The sequence below is a fragment of the Streptomyces hydrogenans genome (assembly GCF_014656075.1).
Taxonomy (GTDB): domain Bacteria; phylum Actinomycetota; class Actinomycetes; order Streptomycetales; family Streptomycetaceae; genus Streptomyces; species Streptomyces hydrogenans.
Genome location: NZ_BNBS01000006.1, coordinates 95,365 through 111,782, shown reverse-complemented (window position 1 = coordinate 111,782; position 16,418 = coordinate 95,365). Strand labels below are relative to the sequence as shown.

Sequence of the window (16,418 nt, the reverse complement as noted above, 5' to 3'; positions counted from 1 at the left end):
ACAGCGCGTCAGGCTCGGCACGTACGTACGAAGAGGTGGAGACGGTGGCAAGGAGCAGCTCGGGATTCGTGGCCGGGCTCACCGCGGCGGCCGTCGCCGTGGTCGCCTTCCTCGCCTACCAGGCGTCGGCGAGCGTGCCGGCGGACCTCGCGGACCAGCCGCGGACACCGGGCACGGTCGCTCCCTCGGCCTCGGCGTCGGCCGGGACCAAGAAGCCGGCGAAGAACCCGCTGGCGGTGCCGGCGTCCTCGGGCACGGGCGAGCGCGTGGTGTACGCGCTGAAGGACCGCCGGGTGTGGCTGGTCGACGGGAAGAACAAGGCGCTCCGCACCTTCACGGTCGCTCCGAGCTCGGTGAGCCCGGAGCCGGGGGCGTACGCGGTGACCTCCCGGTCCGGTTCGGTGCGCGGCTCCGACGGCGTGCAGATCGAGCACGTGGTCCGCTTCGCGACGGTGGAGGACGTGACGGTCGGCTTCAGCGCGGCGCTGGACGGCTCGATGCCGGCGGCGGACCCGGCGAAGAAGACCGGCGGCATCCGGATGAAGCGGGCGGACGGTGACGCGATGTGGACCTTCGCGTCGATCGGCGCGAAGGTCGTCGTCGTCTCCTGACGCCCCCGGAGGCGTCAGGCACCACCCGGGGGAGTCACGCGGCGCCCGGTGGGGTGACGCGGATCCCGGAGGAGCCGTGCGGCCCCGCGTACGGGGGACGCGGTTTCCCGGCGACGTAACGCGATCCCGGTTCCCGGACGGGTGACGCACCCCTGGAGAGGTCACGCGGCCCAGAGAGGTCACGCACCCCTGCGCGGGGGCGCGCGATCTCCTCCCGAAGGGGTGACGCGGGCCGCGGGCCGGTCAGGCCGCCTCGTCCCGCAGTTCCGTCGCCTCGGTCTCCGGGGTGGGCGGGAGGTCGCGTCTCGGCGGGGTCGAGACGGCGGTGGCCGCGGCGCAGGAGGCCAGCAGCTCGCTCATCGAGACGCGCTCCTCGGCGGTGCGGTCGTCGCGCTCCGGCATCTGCGTCGCCATGCATGCCTCCCGTAGGTTAGGTTCACCTAACCAGCTCGTGCCTCCATGTCACCACGGAGCGGAGCGGCGGCGCAACATTTTCCCGACATGCTGTCGGAACCTACGTACGTTCACAGCAGCGCGAGGTCCTCCTCCGCCCAGCGGCCGCCGACGCCGCGCAGCACGACCGTGCGCCGGTCGTCGTCGGTGTCGCCGGTGACGCGGTGGATCAGCACGTGCAGCCGGTCGTCGGTCAGCTCCTCGACCTTGCCGTCGCCCCACTCCACGACCACCACGGACTCGGGCAGCGAGACGTCGAGGTCCAGGTCCTCCATCTCGTCGAGCCCGCCGCCCAGCCGGTAGGCGTCCACGTGGACCAGGGCCGGTCCGCCGGTGAGCGAGGGGTGGACGCGGGCGATGACGAAGGTCGGCGAGGTGACCGCGCCGCGCACGCCCAGGCCCTCGCCGAGGCCGCGGGTCAGCGTGGTCTTCCCGGCGCCCAGCTCGCCGGTGAGCATGACGAGGTCGCCGGGGCGGAGGATCTTCGCGAGCCGGCGGCCCAGCTCCCCCATCTGCTCGGGGGAGTCGACGGAGAGGGTGGCGCCGGAGACGGGCGGGTGCGCTGCTTCCATACCCGCCAACCTATCCGTTGTCCGGCCCCTCCCCGGCCCTGGCCAGCAGGGCGGTGAGCGCGTCCGTGACGGCCCCGGGCCGCTCCAGCATCACCAGGTGGCCCGCGTCGGGGACGACGACGAGGCGGGAGCCGGGCAGGGCCTCGGCGATGGCCTCGGTGTGGGAGGCGGGGGTGACGAGGTCCTGGTCGCCGGCGAGGGCGAGCGCCGGCAGGTCCCGGAAGGCGGCGAGGGCGGCGAGCTTGTCGTGCGCGCCGAAGGCCGGGTAGAACGCGGCGACCACGTCGACCGGGACGGACTCGATCATCCGCTCGGCGAAGCGGACGACGGCCGGGTCCACGTCCTTCGAGGCGAACGAGTACTTCTTCACCAGCCCGGCGAAGAGGTCGGCGGTGGCCCGGCGCCCCTTCTCGACCAGCTCCGCCTGGGAGCCGAGGGCCCGCAGCACCCCGGGCAGGACCCGGCGGACGGCGTTGACGCCGGCGAGCGGCAGCCCGTACGAGACCTCCTCCAGGCGGCCCGCGGAGGTGCCGATCAGGGCGACCCCGACGACCCGGTCCCGGATCAGCTCCGGGTGCCGGTCGGCCAGCGCCATGACGGTCATGCCGCCCATCGAGTGCCCGACGAGGACGAGCGGTCCCTCGGGCGCGGCGGCGTCGATGACGGCCTTCAGGTCGCGGCCGAGCCGGTCGATGGTGACGGGCTCCTCCGGGCCGCGGGCGGAGCGGCCGTGCCCCCGCTGGTCCCAGAAGACGGTCCTGACCCGGCCGCGCAGGGCTTCGCGCTGGTAGTGCCAGGAGTCCTGGCTCAGGCAGAAGCCGTGCGAGAAGACGACGGTGACGGGAGCCTCCCCGGATCCCTCCGCCGCGCCGGTTCCGCCCGCCTCCCCGGCCTCGTCGACCACGCGGGCCCCGTCCGCCGCGCCGGTCCCGCCCGCGCCGTCCGTCCCGTCCGTCTCGTAGGCCAGGACCGTGCCGTCGTCGGCGAGCGCCCGGCCCGGGGTGCCGCGCAGGGTGCCGTAGGGGCCGGTGGCGTCCAGGGCGAGGCGGGCCTTCTGGCGTACCGAGCGGCCGACGGTCAGCCGCTCGACGGCGACTCCGGCCGCCGCCCCGGCGGCCAGCACGCCTATCGCGGCCCCGGCGAAGCCCGCGCGCCGCCAGCCGCCGCCCCCGGTCGTCTCCCCCACGGCGGGCTACTCCCCCAGGTACACGCGCGGCACGCGCGCGCCGATCCGGGTGACGATCTCGTACGCGATGGTGTCGGCGGCCTCCGCCCAGTCCTGGGCCGTCGGCTCGCCGTGCTCGCCGGAGCCGAAGAGGACGGCCTCGGTGCCGGGCTCCGGCCGGTCGCCGCCGAGGTCGACCACGAACTGGTCCATGGCGACCCGGCCGGCGACCGTGCGGACCCTGCCGTCGACGAGGACCGGGCCGCGGCCGGAGGCGTGCCGGGGGACCCCGTCGGCGTAGCCCACCGGGATCAGGCCCAGGGTGGTCTCGGCGCCGGTGACGTAGTGGTGGCCGTAGGAGACGCCGTGGCCGGCCGGGACCTCCTTGACCAGGGCGACGCCCGCCTTCAGCGACATCACCGGGCGCAGGCCCAGCTCGGCGGGGGTGCCCAGCTCGGGGGCGGGCGAGACGCCGTACATCGCGATGCCGGGGCGGACGAGGTCGAAGTGGGCCTCGGGCAGGGTGAGGGTGGCCGGCGAGTTGGCGATGTGCCGGACCTCGGGGTCGACGCCGGCCTTCTCCGCGTACTCCACCATCGAGCGGAAGACGTCGAGCTGGGCGGCGATCGAGGGGTGGCCGGGTTCGTCCGCACACGCGAAGTGGGACCAGAGGCCGGTGACCTTGACCAGACCGTCCTTCTCGGCCTTCAGGGCCTCGGCGACCAGCGCGGGCCAGTCGGCGGGCTGGCAGCCGTTGCGGCCGAGGCCGGTGTCGGCCTTGAGCTGGATCCGGGCCGTGCGGCCGGTCGCGCGGGCGGCGGCGGTGACCTCGTCGAGGGCCCAGCGTCCGCTCACCGCCATGTCGAGCCCGGCCTCGATGCCGGCGTCCCACGGGTCGCCGGGGGTCCACAGCCAGCACAGGACGGGGACGTCGGTGATCCCGGCGGCGCGCAGCGCCAGCGCCTCCTGGGGGGTGGCCGTGCCGAGCCAGCTCGCGCCCGCGTCGAGGGCGGCGCGGGCGCAGCGCACGGCGCCGTGTCCGTACGCGTCGGCCTTGACCACGGCCATGACCCGGACGTGGGGGGCGACGCGGGCGCGCAGCGCGCGGACGTTGGCGCGCAGCGCCCCGAGGTCGATCTCGGCGCGGGCTCGGCTGGGCGGCGGCGGTGTCTCAGTCATCGCGCCCAGTCTCTCAGGTGGTCACCGCCCCGGCCGCTTGCCCCAGATGTAGACCCGGTCACCCTTGCGGAGGACGGACCAGAGCTTCTCGGCGTTGCGGTAGCTCAGGTTCACGCAGCCGCGGCTTCCGGTGGGGGTGGCGATGGCCCCGTAGACGCCGTGGAAGGCCTGGCCGCCGTCGAAGAACTGCGAGAACGGCATCGGCGTGTCGTAGATGGTCGACCAGTGGTCCTTGTGGCGCCAGTAGACGGAGTGCCAGCCGGTGCGGGTGCGGTAGCCGGCCCGGCCGCTGCGGACGTTGACCACGGCGTACGTGATCTTCCGGCCCTTCTGCACCCACATCAGCTCGCGGTTCAGGTCGACGCAGGCGACCGGGTGGGAGCGGACCGGGCACGCGCCGGCGGCGTTGGGGTTCTTGCGGGCGGCGAGGAGTTCGGCGCGGGCCCAGGTGACGGGTCCCGCGTAGCCGTTGGCCGGCTTGATCTTCTGCTGGGTCTGGAAGGCGCGGATGGCCCGGCAGTCGGCGGCCGACTGCTTCCCGTCGGCCTTCAGCCGCAGCAGCCGCTCGACCCGCCGCTGGTACATCCCGGTCTGTGCGGTGCAGGCGGCCTTGGTGGCGTTGCGCGGGAGGTACTCGACGAGTTCGTCGACCTCCTCCTCCGGCTCGGGGACGGGGATCTCGCCGTCGGGGGCGACCGGCGGCAGGACCTGGTCGGGGGTGTCCATGGGGTACTCGGGGCGGCCGGCGCCGGCGATGCCGGGGACGAGGACGTCGGGCGCGGGTTCGGAGTCGTCCCCGTACGCGGGGACGGCGCCGGTCAGCAGGGCGGCGGCGAGCAACGGCGGCAGGATGCGGCTTCTCCATCTGGTCACCGCTCCATCCGAACCGCCCCGGTCCGGCCCGGCGCGCGCTGACCCCCGGGCGGAGCAGCGGAGTTGGGCCGACCGGGGGCGTGGCGCGGTCAGGGCTCGCGGACGTCCTGCCAGGCGCCGCGCAGCGCGTCGGCGACCTCCGTCGCGGTGATCGGGCCGGTGCCGGCGGCGGCCCGGCGGGCGGCGAGCCCGTGCAGGTAGGCGGCGCAGGAGGCGGCGTCGACGGCACCGAGACCGGCGGCGAGGAGGGAGCCGGCCAGACCGGACAGGACGTCGCCGGAGCCGGCGGTGGCGAGCCAGGGGGTGCCGGTGGGGTTGACCCGGACCGGGCCGGAGCCGCCGGGCCCGCAGACCAGGGTGGTGGAGCCCTTGAGGAGGACGGTGGCGGAGTAGCGGGCGGCGAGCGCGCGGACGGCGGCGCGTCGGCCGACCTCCTCGGCCGCCCGGTCGGTGCCGAGCAGGGCCGCCGCCTCGCCCGCGTGCGGGGTGAGCAGGGTGGGCGCGGCGCGCTCGCGGACGGCGTCCGGGTCGAGGGCGCGCAGGCCGTCGGCGTCGACGAGGACGGGCACGTCGGAGGCGAGCACCTCGGCGACGGCGACCCGGGCACCGGGCCCCTCGCCGAGGCCGGGGCCGACGACCCACGCCTGGACGCGGCCGGCCTTCCCGGGCGGGCCCGCGTGCACCAGGGTCTCCGGGTGGGCGGCGATCACCGCCTCGCGCGCGTGGCCGACGTACCGGACGGCACCGGCGCCGCCGCGCAGCGCGCCCGCCACGGCGAGGACGGCGGCGCCGGGGTACCGCTCGGAGCCGGCGACGACGCCGAGGACGCCCCGCCGGTACTTGTCGCTCTCGGCGGCCGGAGCGGGCAGCGTCCGGGCCACGTCCTGGTGCTGGAGCGCCTCGACGTCGGGCACGGACGGGAGGGTGGCGGCGAGCCCGATGTCCACCAGGCGCAGGGCACCCGCGTACTCCCGGGCGGGGTCGACGAGCAGTCCCGGCTTGTAGGTGCCGAAGGTGACGGTGGCGTCGGCCCGGAGGGCCTCGCCGGTGACCTCGCCGCTGTCGGCGTCGACGCCGCTGGGCAGGTCGACGGCGACGACGACCGCGTCGGAGCCGCGCGCGGCCCGGGCGACGGGCACGGCCTCGGGGCGCAGTCCGCCGACCCCGCCGATGCCGGTGATGCCGTCGAGGACGAGGTCGGCGGCGGCCAGCGCCTCGTACGGGTCCTCGGTGACGCGTCCGCCGGCCGCCCGGATCGCGGCGAGTCCGGCGCCGTGGGCGCGGGCGCCGAGCAGCACGGCGGTGACGCCGGCGCCGCGCCGGGCGAGCCGGGCGCCGGCGTAGAGGGCGTCGCCGCCGTTGTCGCCGCTGCCGACGAGGAGGACGACCCGGGAGCCGTACACCCGGCCCTTGCCGAGCAGCGAGCAGCAGGCGGCGGCGAGCCCTGCGGCGGCCCGCTGCATCAGCGCGCCCTCGGGCAGTCGCGTCATCAGTGCGGCCTCCGCGGCCCGGACGGTCTCCACGTGGTGAGCGGTACGCATGGTCAGCAGTCTGCCCCAGGCGCGGGGCCCGCGCCCGGAGGGAACGGGCGGGGAGCGGCGGCCGGGGCGGGCCGGTGCTGCGGGCGGAGGCGGGCGGGGTCGGACGGGGTGGCCGCCGGGAGGGCCGTCCAAGCACCGGCCGGAAAGCGCGGGTTGACGCCCCCTCACGCTCCAACTTAGGTTTGCCTTACCTAACCAATCCTGCCTCGGAAGGCCGGCTTCGCCATGCGCACCCGCACCCGTACCGCCCTCACCTCCGCCCTCGCCCTCGCCTCCGCGAGCGCCCTCACCCTCGGCCTCGCCTCCTCCGCGTCGGCCGCCACCGCCGGCCGCACCGTCACCGACGGCACCCGCTCCTACACCCTCTCCCTCACCGCCCCGAACACCGCCGCGGCGACCGGCGCCAACGTCACGGTCGGCGGCACCGGCTACAACCCCGACCAGGGCGTCTACGTCGGCCTCTGCGCCATACCGGCGGGGGTGAACACGGCCGACCCGGCCACCTGGAACAGCAAGCCCACCCCCTGCCTCGGCGGCCAGGACGAGACCGGCACCACCGGCGCCTCCCACTGGGTGAACAGCGACTGGTACTGGATGTCCCCGTCCAGCTCCTCCCCGTTCACCGAGGCGAACGGCCTCGGCTCCTTCTCCGTCCAGATCCACGTCAAGGCGAAGATCTCCGACACCGTCACCTGCGGCCAGTCCGGCGTGACCTGCGCGATCGTCACCCGCGCCGACCACTTCGACAGCTCCGACCGCAAGTACGACGTCTACGTCCCGGTCACCTTCCAGTGAGAACGGTCCTCCTGACGGCCGCCGCCGCGCTCGCCCTCGTGGGCGCGGCGGCGGCCCCCGCCCCCACCGGGCCCCACCACGAGACCCTCCGCACGATCACCCCGCCGTCCGGCGCCGCCCTCGACGCCGAGGTCGACCCGGCCGCCGACCGCCTCTACGTGAGCAGCAGCGACGGCACCGCCCACCACCTCACCGTGTACGACACGGCCACCGGCGCCGCCGTCGGCGACCCGGTGCCGCTGCCCGCCCCCGCGACGGTCCTGGCCCTCGGCCCGGGCGGGACGCTGCACCTCGGGCTCTCCACCCGGATCGCCGTCTTCGACCCGGCGACCCGCACCCTCACCGACGACCGCGTCCCGGTCTCCGGCAGCGTCACCCTCCTCGCCGCCGACCCCGGCCAGGGCCGGCTGTACGTCGGCGACCAGGCCGCGAAATCGGTCACCGTGTACGACACCGCCACCGGCGCGGCCGTCGGGGACCCGGTCGTCCTCCCCTTCCACCCGGCCGGACTCGCCGTGGACACCACCCGCCACACCGGCTACGCCACCTACGTCGGCGGCGCCGTCGAGAACGGCACGGTCGTCTACAGGAACGTGCTCAACGCGGTCGACGGCGCCACCGGCCGCCTCACCGGCACCATCGGCCTCGGCACCACCGCACTCGGCTCCATGGGCGTCACGGTCGACCCCACCACCCGCACCGGTTACGTCGCCAACCTGGCCGCCGGCACGGTCTCGGTCGTCGACCTCTCGGCGGAACGGATCACCGGCACCCTCCCGGTCCCCGGCAACCCGAAGGCCCTCGCGTACGACCCCGGCACCGCCACCCTCTACGCGGCGCAGACCGGCACCGCGTCCGTCGCGGTCGTCGACCCGGCGGAGGGCAGGGTCACGGAGACCCTGCCGACCGGCGAACGCCCGGCCGCCCTCGCCCTGGACCCCGAGGACCACACGCTCTACACGGTGGCGGGCGGCGCGGTCACCCAGACGGTCCGCAGAACACCCCCGGAACCGACACCGGAACCCACCCCGACACCGACGCCGACCGCGACGGGCGAACCGACACCGACCGCGACGCCGACGCCGACGCCGACGCCGACCGGCGGACCCACCGCCGAACCGACCGACACGGCCTCCCCCACCCCGACCTCCACGACCACCGCCACCGCCACCGCCACCGCCACCGCCACCGGGCAGCCGACCCCGACGGCAGCGACCCCGACGCGGCCCCGGGACAGCACGGCTCCCCCGGAGACCACCTCCGCCCAGCCGCCCGGCAGCGCTCCGGACACCGGCCCCGGCTCCGCTCCCGATCCCCTCACCGGCTCGGCCGCGGGCCCCGCCCTCGCCTCCACCGGCGGCGGCCGGACCCTCCCCCTGACCCTCGCCGCGGCGAGCTTCGCCGCCCTCGGCGGTCTGGCCGTCGTCCTGGCCCGGCGCCGGCAGCGCGCCGAGGAGGAACCCGCCCCGTAGGGGGCACACCGACCCCGCGCGCGGCACTCGTCTCCGCAGCCGGCCCCGGCGGCCGCGCGCGGCACGGAACGGGGCCCGGTACCGCCTCCCCGCGGCCGGGCCCCGCTCCCGTATCCGTACGCTCACGCCCGCCGGCGCGGCTCAGCCCTCGGCGATCACCACCGCCGAGGCCACCCCGGCGTCATGGCTCAGCGAGACGTGCCAGTGCTTCACGCCCAGCTCGGCCGCGCGGGCCGCCACCGTGCCGCTGACCCGCAGCCGGGGGCGGCCGGTGGACTCGACGTACACCTCGGCGTCCGTCCACAGCAGGTTGCCCGGCGCGCCGAGCGCCTTCGCCAGGGCCTCCTTGGCGGCGAAGCGCGCCGCGAGGGAGGCCGGGCCGCGGCGCTCGCCGCTCGGCAGGAGCAGCTCGGCGTCCACGAAGAGGCGCTGGACGAGCGCCGGCGTGCGTTCCAGGGACGCGGCGAACCGGTCGATCTCCGCCACGTCGATCCCCACCCCGATGATCATGTCCTGCTCACTCCACCGTCACGGACTTGGCCAGGTTGCGCGGCTGGTCCACCTCGTTGCCCCGCGCGGTGGCCAGCTCGCAGGCGAAGACCTGGAGCGGCACCGTGGAGACGAGCGGCTGGAGCAGCGTGGGCGTGGCGGGGACGCGGACGAGGTGGTCGGCGAAGGGGACGACGGCCTCGTCGCCCTCCTCCGCGATCACGATCGTCCGGGCGCCGCGGGCCCGGATCTCCTGGATGTTGGAGACGATCTTGTCGTGGAGGACCGAACGCCCCTTCGGCGAGGGCACCACCACGACGACCGGCAGGTCCTCCTCGATGAGGGCGATCGGCCCGTGCTTCAGCTCGCCGGCCGCGAAGCCCTCGGCGTGCATGTAGGCGAGTTCCTTGAGCTTCAGCGCGCCTTCGAGGGCCACCGGGTAGCCGACGTGCCGGCCGAGGAAGAGGATCGTGTCCTTGTGGGCGAGGGAGCGGGCGAGGGCCCGGACCGGCTCCATGGTCTCCAGCACCCGCTCGACCTCCTCGCCGATCCGGGCGAGTTCGCGGACGACGGCGTGGATCTCGTCGCCCCACTTGGTGCCGCGCACCTGCCCCAGGTAGAGGGCGAGAAGGTAGCAGGCGACGAGCTGGGTGAGGAAGGCCTTCGTGGAGGCGACGGCGACCTCGGGCCCGGCGTGCGTGTAGAGCACGGCGTCGGACTCCCGGGGGATGGTCGACCCGTTGGTGTTGCAGACGGCGAGGACCTTGGCGCCCTGCTCGCGGGCGTGCCGCAGCGCCATCAGGGTGTCCATGGTCTCGCCGGACTGGGAGATCGCGATGACGAGCGTCCGCTGCCCGAGGATCGGGTCGCGGTAGCGGAACTCGCTGGCCAGCTCCACCTCGCAGGGGATCCGGGTCCAGTGCTCGATGGCGTACTTGGCGATCAGACCGGCGTGGAAGGCGGTGCCGCAGGCGATGATGACGACCTTGTCGGCCTCGCGGAGCACGGCGTCCGGGATGCGCACCTCGTCGAGGGTGAGCCGGCCGTTCGCGTCGATCCGCCCGAGGAGGGTGTCGGCGACGGCCTTCGGCTGCTCGGCGATCTCCTTGAGCATGAAGTGGTCGTAGCCGCCCTTCTCGGCGGCGGAGGCGTCCCAGTCGACGTGGAAGGCGCGGACCTCGGCCGGCGCGCCGTCGAAGTCGGTGACGGTGACGCCGTCCCGGGTCAGCTCGACGACCTGGTCCTGTCCGAGCTCGATGGCGGAGCGGGTGTGCGCGATGAAGGCGGACACGTCGGAGGCGAGGAAGTTCTCCCCCTCGCCGACGCCGACCACGAGCGGCGAGTTCCGCCGCGCGCCGACCACGACGTCGGGCTGGTCGGCGTGGACGGCGACGAGCGTGAAGGCTCCGTCGAGCCGCCGGCAGACCAGCCGCATGGCCTCGGCCAGGTCGCCGACCGAGGAGAACTCCTCGGCCAGCAGATGGGCGACGACCTCGGTGTCGGTCTCGGAGAGCAGCGCGTGCCCGCGCTCGGCCAGCTCCTCGCGCAGGGCGGCGAAGTTCTCGATGATCCCGTTGTGCACGACGGCGACGCGCCCGGCGTTGTCGAGGTGCGGGTGGGCGTTGGCGTCGGTCGGCCCGCCGTGGGTGGCCCACCGGGTGTGCCCGATCCCGACGGACCCGCCGGCCAGCGGCCGCTCCACCAGCTCCTTCTCCAGGTTGACGAGCTTCCCCGCCTTCTTCGCGGCGGCGAGCCCCCCGTCCGCGAGCACGGCGACCCCGGCCGAGTCGTACCCCCGGTACTCCAGCCGCTTCAGCCCCGCGACGACCACATCAAGCGCCGACTGCCCGCCGACGTATCCCACGATTCCGCACATGACGGCAGCCTACGGCGACCGACCCCGAATCGGCCGGAGCGCACGCGAAGGGCCGCACCCCTGGCTGGGGTGCGGCCCTCGTCATGCCGTCAGGTGGCGGCGCCGGTGCCTACCAGACGCCGGGCCTGACGTACCAGCCGCGGGCCGGCCGGTCGACCGTTCCCGCCGCGTTGCCGTGGAAGGTGAACACCCACGTCTCGCCGTTGGCGTAGTTGTACGAGGTGGTGATGTCGGGGTAGCCGTCGGCGTTCATGTCGCCGGTCACGAGGTTCCCGGTGCTCGACGAGTACCAGCCGCCGGGGAGGCTGGAGTACGGCGTCACGAAGCCGTCGAAGCCGCCGTCGGCCCGGGCGTGGAAGATCCGGGTGTCGGTGCGCCCGTCGTCGTACCCGTACATGACCGCGAGGTCGTCGCGGCCGTCCTTGTTGAAGTCGCCCGTGGTCAGCTTGGCCCGGCTGCGCTCCCAGACGCCGGCGGGCGCGGACCAGGAGCCCACGTAGTTGCTGAGGTGGCCGTCGGCCTTCGCCGCGAAGGTGAAGAGACGGGCCTCGCCGTTGGCGTAGCCGTAGAGGGCGACGATGTCGTCCCGGCCGTCACCGTTGGTGTCGCCCATGGTGTAGCTGGCCGAGGCCGCGTACCACCAGGTCGCCGCCGTGCGGAACGACTCGACCGGGTTCTCGAAGGTGCCGTCGGCCTTGGACAGGGCCCGCTTCACGCCCAGGACGCCGTTGCCGTGGTCGTAGACGAAGGCGAGGTCGTCCCGGCCGTCGCCGTTGAGGTCACCGGCGAGCATGGTGCTCTTCGACCAGTCCCACTGGCCCGTGGGCAGGTCGATGCTGGTGCGCCGGACGGGTCCGCCACTGGCCTGGCTCAGGAAGGAGTACGCCCTGACGGCTCCGGTCCCGTAGCCGTAGAAGCCCACGAGGTCGTCGCGGCCGTCGCCGTTGAAGTCACCGGCCGCCCACTTGCTGCTGTCGTAGTACCAGTCGCCCGGGTCGTCCGTGGCGAAGTACTCCTGCGGCGGGTTGTGGCCGTCGTTGTTGTTGGCCTTGGCCACGTAGAGGCCGATGCCGCCCTTCTCGTAGTCGTAGACGGTGAAGATGTCGGTCTTGCCGTCACCGTCGTAGTCGCCGGCCAGGTCGGTCCGCAGGTGCGCGGTCCGGTCGGTCCAGGCGTGCTCCGCGACGTGCGCGGTCTGCCGGTTCCAGCGGATGTAGCCGTTCTTGAAGGTGGTGCGCCGGCCGCCGTAGACGGAGTACTCGGCCGAGGCCGGGAACCCGAGGGTGCCGGTGTGCCCGCCCTTGCTCAGCCAGTGGGTGCGGATGGCGCCGGAGACGGGCGCGGCGCCGGTCGCGGCACTGTAGTAGAAGGAGTGGTTGTCCGTGGCGGACGTGCCCGAGCGGAAGTGCTGGACGAGACCGGTGACGCCCGTGGTCGCCACCGCGTCGCCGGTCGGGTAGCCGTAGACGCGGACGCCGCCGAGCTTCACGTACTGGTTGTAGATGGCGCCCGTGATCATCTCCGAGCCGATGCCGTCGCGCCAGTAGATGGCGCCGGCCTTGCCGGCCTTGCTGAAGGTGATGAAGGTGCCGCCCTGGACGCCCGTCTGCCGCTCGTCGGCGGTCGGGTAGCCGAGGGTTCCGGTCTCCCGTCCGGCGGTGACCCACCGGCTGAAGACGCCGTTGGCGACGGACCAGGCTCCGGTGTTCTTGCTCCAGGAGATGGCGCGGTCGGTGGCGGTGGTGCCGGGCTGGGCGAAGTTGACGTACCGTCCGCCGTCGCTGACGTTGGTCACGGCGGAGGTCGGCTTGCCGAAGACGGCCGGACCGCCGAGGGCCTCGTACTTGCCGAGGATGGGGCCGCAGACCTGGATCTGCGTGGTGCCGGTCGCCGGGGCGAACGGCTTGCACTCGTTCCAGTCGTAGCCGGTGGTGGTGATGTAGCGGGCGGCCTTGAAGGACTGGCCGTTGACGGGCGCCTGGCCGGAGTAGACGTAGGCGCGACCGAGTCCGTCGCGCGACCAGAGGTCGGCGAAGCCGTCGTTCTCGAAGTCACCGGTGGTCGACAGGCTGGGCACGTCGGCGGCCTTGAAGCCGGTGGCGATCGAGGCCTGGCGGGCCGCCGCCTCGCCGTACACGGTGAGGTCGGCGAGGACGCCGCCCTGGCCGGGCACGGTGGTGCGCTTGCTCGTGTACTGGTGGATGGTGCCCTTGACCTTGTCACGGGCCCAGATCTCCGGCAGGCCGTCCTTGTTCAGGTCGCCCGGAGTCATGATCGTCATGTCCTGCCAGTCGGCGTTGCCGAGGGCGATCGGACCGGTGAAGTTGTCCAGCATGCCGCCGGAGCGGGAGCCGAGGTAGAGCCAGAGGTTGGCGCCCTCCTTGACCAGCAGATCGGGGAAGTCGCGCTCGTCGATCACGCCGTCGGGACCGCCGTAGGGCGCTCCGTCGTCGTCGCTGAGGCTGGGCACGGAGACGATCTCGGCGCCCTTGGCCCAGTGGTTGTCGCAGTCGGAACGGGCGGGGTTGTAACAGTTGTTGGTGGCGATCGTCAGGTTCTGCCGATCGTTCTCACCCGTGAGGAGCTTGCCGCCTCCGTTGCCCCGGTAGGCCCACAGCTCATAGGTGCTGGGGTCGTCCTCCGCGGGCTGCAGGGAGACGAGGTCCTCGTAGTAGTCGTCGTCGTCCCAGCTTCCGCCGACGGAGACCGTGCCGGAGGCGAAGGACTCGTCCTTGGCGGACATGCCCGTGCCGAACGTGCCGTCACCGCGGCTCGGGTAGGACCACAGCGTGCCCGCCCCCGGGTCGAGGGTGACGAGGTCGACCATGTCGTCGCCGTTCAGGTCACCCAGCTTGTCGCGCTTGTCCGAGCGGGAGGGGATGAACAGGTACGCCTTGACGCGGGAGCGGTTGTTGGCCGCGTCCTCGCTGCGCACGTAGAGGTACTGCGGACCGTTGGCCATCGGCTTCACGCTGACGGTGACGGAGCCGCCGGTCGAGGCGGGCTTGACCGGCTTCTCCTTGGTGTCGTAGTCGGTCCACCAGACGTACTCGACGATGTCGTTGGTCTCGCCGGAAGCCGGGTTGGCCGCGAACGTGAACGAGCCGGTCGTCCGCGCCTTCTTCGAGCAGGGGGTACCCGCCGGAAGGTCCGGCGTGCAGCCCTTGCCCAGGTTCTCCGGCCAGTCGGACGAGCTGACCTTCGGCGGGTTCTTCGGGCCGGTGCGGTCGTAGGTGAAGTAGCAGCGGCCGGCCCGCGGGCTGTTGCCGACGCCGTCCTTGACGACCGCCTCGTACCAGAAGGTGGCGGACGGCAGCGTCGTGCCGGCGGGGATCCGCAGCTGGGCGGTGCCCCCGCTGCTGGCGTTCCTCGACACGGTCTTGGCCGGCTGGCCGTTCTGCGCCCACTTGAACTCGACGTCGAGGTCGTCGTTCTCGTCGTCCTCGAACTTCGAGGCGTTCAGGACGATCTCGTCGGTCGTGCCGATGATGCCGCCCGCGCACGGGAGCGACGGGTCGATCGACAGGGTCGGCCGGCTCGGCAGCGTGTTGTAGAACGTCGAGACGCGCGCGGAGTTCGGGTTGAACTTGCGCCACGAGACGTCGACCGCGTTCGACTTCGAGGTGAGGACGAAGGACCAGCTGCCCCACTTGTCGTCGACGGCATCGCTGATGCCACCGGTGACGTCGAACTCGACCAGGCCTGCCGTGTCGGACGGGCAGTTGCGGCCGCCGTAGGACTCGCCGGAGGAGTCCACCAGGGCGCCCCAGGCCGGCTGGTTGTTCCAGGTGATGTTGGTCGGCAGGTTGTTGCCGATGGTCTTGACCTGGACGTCGCCGGAGCTGCAGGACCAGGAGCCGGCGTGCGTCTGCTGGATCCGCAGCGTCGACTTGATGATGTCCTTGCCCGCGAGGTTTCCGATGGGGATGCGGAAATAGGTGTTGGCGCGGACGGTGCCGCCGTTGTCACCGTCGATGGAGACGCCGACGCGGGCGTGGTCGGAGAGGGTGCCGCCGTTGTAGTAGACGGTGTTCTCGGTGCCCGGGTAGGCGGAGTGCTTGTAGGCGACGGACCAGGCGTTCTTCCAGGCGTCGGGGGCCCACTTGGGGTCGATGACGACGGGGAAGACCGTCTTCGGGTCGTCCAGGAGCTTGGTGTCCGGGGTGAGGGTGACCTTGCCCGCGCCGAGCTTCACGCCCAGCTTGGCCCGGTTGCTGCCCTCGACCGCGCCCGTCAGGGTGTCCTGGAGCGAGCGGGCGGCGGCCGGCTTGGCGGCCTTCGGGGTCTTCGGGTCGATCGCGGTGGAGGTCTCCGAACCGGCCGAGTCCCACATGTGCGGCTGCGGCGCGGCGAAGACCGCGTCACGCGAGGGGTTCTTGGCGAGCAGCTCGCCCGCCTCGCCCTGCGTGACCTGCAGGCCGCGGGTCTTGAGGCCGAAGTCGACGGAGCGGACGGCGGGGTTCTTCGCGGCGGCGGGCGTCTTGACGACCAGCGCGTGGGAGAAGGAGACGTCGTCCGCGGTGGCGGTCAGGTCGACGCCCGGCAGCACGTTGGCGTAGGTGGCGGTCCGGCCGCTGACGGTGGGCTTGGGCAGCTTGCCGTGCGGCCAGGTCAGGGTGACGGTCCGGCCTTCGCGGATCATCGTCGCGAAGACGTCGTCACCGCCTCCGGAGAACGACACGGCCATCGCCGACGCCTTCGGCGCGAGCCGTCCGTCGGTACCGGCGGCGAGGTTCGGGTCGATGTCGACGAGCTTGCTGCCCTTGCGCACCCGCACCGGCAGGATCGACCGGTCCACCCGGGCGGTGCCGTCCGGGTTGATGAACACCTCGTCGGTCTCGGTGCGCCGCGACGGGATCTCGACCGGCTTCCCGGTCTCCTTGGCCTCCTTGAGGGCCTGCGCGGTCACCTTCGCGTCCCGCTCCGACTGCGGAGTGAGCGGCGCGTCGGCCTCGGGCGTGGCGGGAGCCGCGGGTACGGCGAACCCGGACGGCGCGAGGGAGAGCAGGCCGGCCGACATCACCACGACGACGGCTGCTGACACCCCTCTTCGCACGGCCCTCCCCGGGCCGGACTTTCTGGACGTTGACTGTCTCATGGAATGAGACCCCTCCCCATTCTGGGTCACGAAATCCGACATCGGAGGCCAATCACCCACCCCGTCACTTGCGGGGAGAAACCCCCTCGGGCGTGGCTCCGAAATTCGAACGAATAATTCAGGCTGCTTTGTAGCAGGCCGGGGTGACACGGGGCGAAGAAAGAGCGACCGACTTGACATACTCCACCCCCTCCGACCTGTGACTCATCCTGATTTGCCCACCGACACGCCGTTTCCTGAACCGCCTTGCCAGGACGTCTCTTGTTGCCCCTGATCACCCTGCGTAAATTGCGA

12 protein-coding genes are annotated in these 16,418 nt (G+C 73.4%); 3 read left to right on the top strand and 9 right to left on the bottom strand.

What is annotated here, in order from left to right:
- Window positions 1-44 precede the first annotated feature (44 nt).
- A complete protein-coding gene (locus IE321_RS04900) occupies window positions 45-611 on the top strand; it encodes a hypothetical protein (protein WP_229916306.1) in 567 nt (188 codons plus the stop codon).
- 243 nt (window positions 612-854) lie between these two features.
- On the opposite strand, the gene IE321_RS04895 is transcribed toward IE321_RS04900, so the two are convergent.
- The 6 genes from IE321_RS04895 to IE321_RS04870 form a co-directional block, all read right to left on the bottom strand.
- Window positions 855-1,025: a hypothetical protein gene (locus IE321_RS04895; RefSeq protein ID WP_190221904.1), complete on the bottom strand. Its 171-nt coding sequence runs from the start codon at window positions 1,023-1,025 to the stop codon at window positions 855-857.
- A 110-nt stretch (window positions 1,026-1,135) separates the two neighbouring features.
- Entirely contained in the window at window positions 1,136-1,636 is a 501-nt protein-coding gene (gene tsaE, locus IE321_RS04890; protein ID WP_043227860.1) for a tRNA (adenosine(37)-N6)-threonylcarbamoyltransferase complex ATPase subunit type 1 TsaE, read from the bottom strand.
- A 10-nt stretch (window positions 1,637-1,646) separates the two neighbouring features.
- A complete protein-coding gene (locus IE321_RS04885; RefSeq protein ID WP_190221903.1) occupies window positions 1,647-2,822 on the bottom strand; it encodes an alpha/beta fold hydrolase in 1,176 nt (391 codons plus the stop codon).
- Window positions 2,823-2,828: 6 nt separating this feature from the next.
- Window positions 2,829-3,980, bottom strand: coding sequence for an alanine racemase (gene alr, locus IE321_RS04880; protein WP_190221902.1), 1,152 nt, complete (start codon window positions 3,978-3,980; stop codon window positions 2,829-2,831).
- Between the two features lie 21 nt (window positions 3,981-4,001).
- On the bottom strand, window positions 4,002-4,853 hold the full coding sequence (locus IE321_RS04875; RefSeq protein WP_226651292.1) for a L,D-transpeptidase family protein: 852 nt from the start codon (window positions 4,851-4,853) through the stop codon (window positions 4,002-4,004).
- A gap of 89 nt (window positions 4,854-4,942) precedes the next feature.
- Window positions 4,943-6,394, bottom strand: coding sequence for an NAD(P)H-hydrate dehydratase (locus IE321_RS04870; RefSeq protein ID WP_190221901.1), 1,452 nt, complete (start codon window positions 6,392-6,394; stop codon window positions 4,943-4,945).
- A 225-nt stretch (window positions 6,395-6,619) separates the two neighbouring features.
- Here IE321_RS04870 and IE321_RS04865 point away from each other — a divergent pair, with 225 nt between their 5' ends.
- On the top strand, window positions 6,620-7,189 hold the full coding sequence (locus tag IE321_RS04865; RefSeq protein ID WP_190221900.1) for a hypothetical protein: 570 nt from the start codon (window positions 6,620-6,622) through the stop codon (window positions 7,187-7,189).
- Window positions 7,186-8,661, top strand: a complete 1,476-nt coding sequence (locus IE321_RS04860) for a YncE family protein (RefSeq protein ID WP_190221899.1) — start codon at window positions 7,186-7,188, stop codon at window positions 8,659-8,661. Before IE321_RS04865 ends, IE321_RS04860 begins: the two co-directional genes overlap by 4 nt.
- A gap of 141 nt (window positions 8,662-8,802) precedes the next feature.
- Here IE321_RS04860 and IE321_RS04855 read toward each other — a convergent pair whose 3' ends face one another.
- From IE321_RS04855 to IE321_RS04845, 3 genes are all read right to left on the bottom strand, one after another.
- A complete protein-coding gene (locus tag IE321_RS04855) occupies window positions 8,803-9,171 on the bottom strand; it encodes a holo-ACP synthase (RefSeq protein WP_043227851.1) in 369 nt (122 codons plus the stop codon).
- A 7-nt stretch (window positions 9,172-9,178) separates the two neighbouring features.
- On the bottom strand, window positions 9,179-11,026 hold the full coding sequence (gene glmS / locus IE321_RS04850; RefSeq protein WP_190221898.1) for a glutamine--fructose-6-phosphate transaminase (isomerizing): 1,848 nt from the start codon (window positions 11,024-11,026) through the stop codon (window positions 9,179-9,181).
- Window positions 11,027-11,135: 109 nt separating this feature from the next.
- A complete protein-coding gene (locus IE321_RS04845; protein ID WP_190221897.1) occupies window positions 11,136-16,070 on the bottom strand; it encodes an FG-GAP-like repeat-containing protein in 4,935 nt (1,644 codons plus the stop codon).
- Between the last annotated feature and the right edge of the window lie 348 nt (window positions 16,071-16,418).

What these genes read in the sequence shown, in the direction of transcription:
- glmS (WP_190221898.1), bottom strand. Translation starts at nt 11,026, where the DNA reads ATGTGCGGAATCGTGGGATACGTCGGCGGGCAGTCGGCGCTTGATGTG.
- IE321_RS04870 (WP_190221901.1), bottom strand. Translation starts at nt 6,394, where the DNA reads ATGCGTACCGCTCACCACGTGGAGACCGTCCGGGCCGCGGAGGCCGCA.
- IE321_RS04855 (WP_043227851.1), bottom strand. Translation starts at nt 9,171, where the DNA reads ATGATCATCGGGGTGGGGATCGACGTGGCGGAGATCGACCGGTTCGCC.
- tsaE (WP_043227860.1), bottom strand. Translation starts at nt 1,636, where the DNA reads ATGGAAGCAGCGCACCCGCCCGTCTCCGGCGCCACCCTCTCCGTCGAC.
- IE321_RS04865 (WP_190221900.1), top strand. Translation starts at nt 6,620, where the DNA reads ATGCGCACCCGCACCCGTACCGCCCTCACCTCCGCCCTCGCCCTCGCC.
- IE321_RS04895 (WP_190221904.1), bottom strand. Translation starts at nt 1,025, where the DNA reads ATGGCGACGCAGATGCCGGAGCGCGACGACCGCACCGCCGAGGAGCGC.
- alr (WP_190221902.1), bottom strand. Translation starts at nt 3,980, where the DNA reads ATGACTGAGACACCGCCGCCGCCCAGCCGAGCCCGCGCCGAGATCGAC.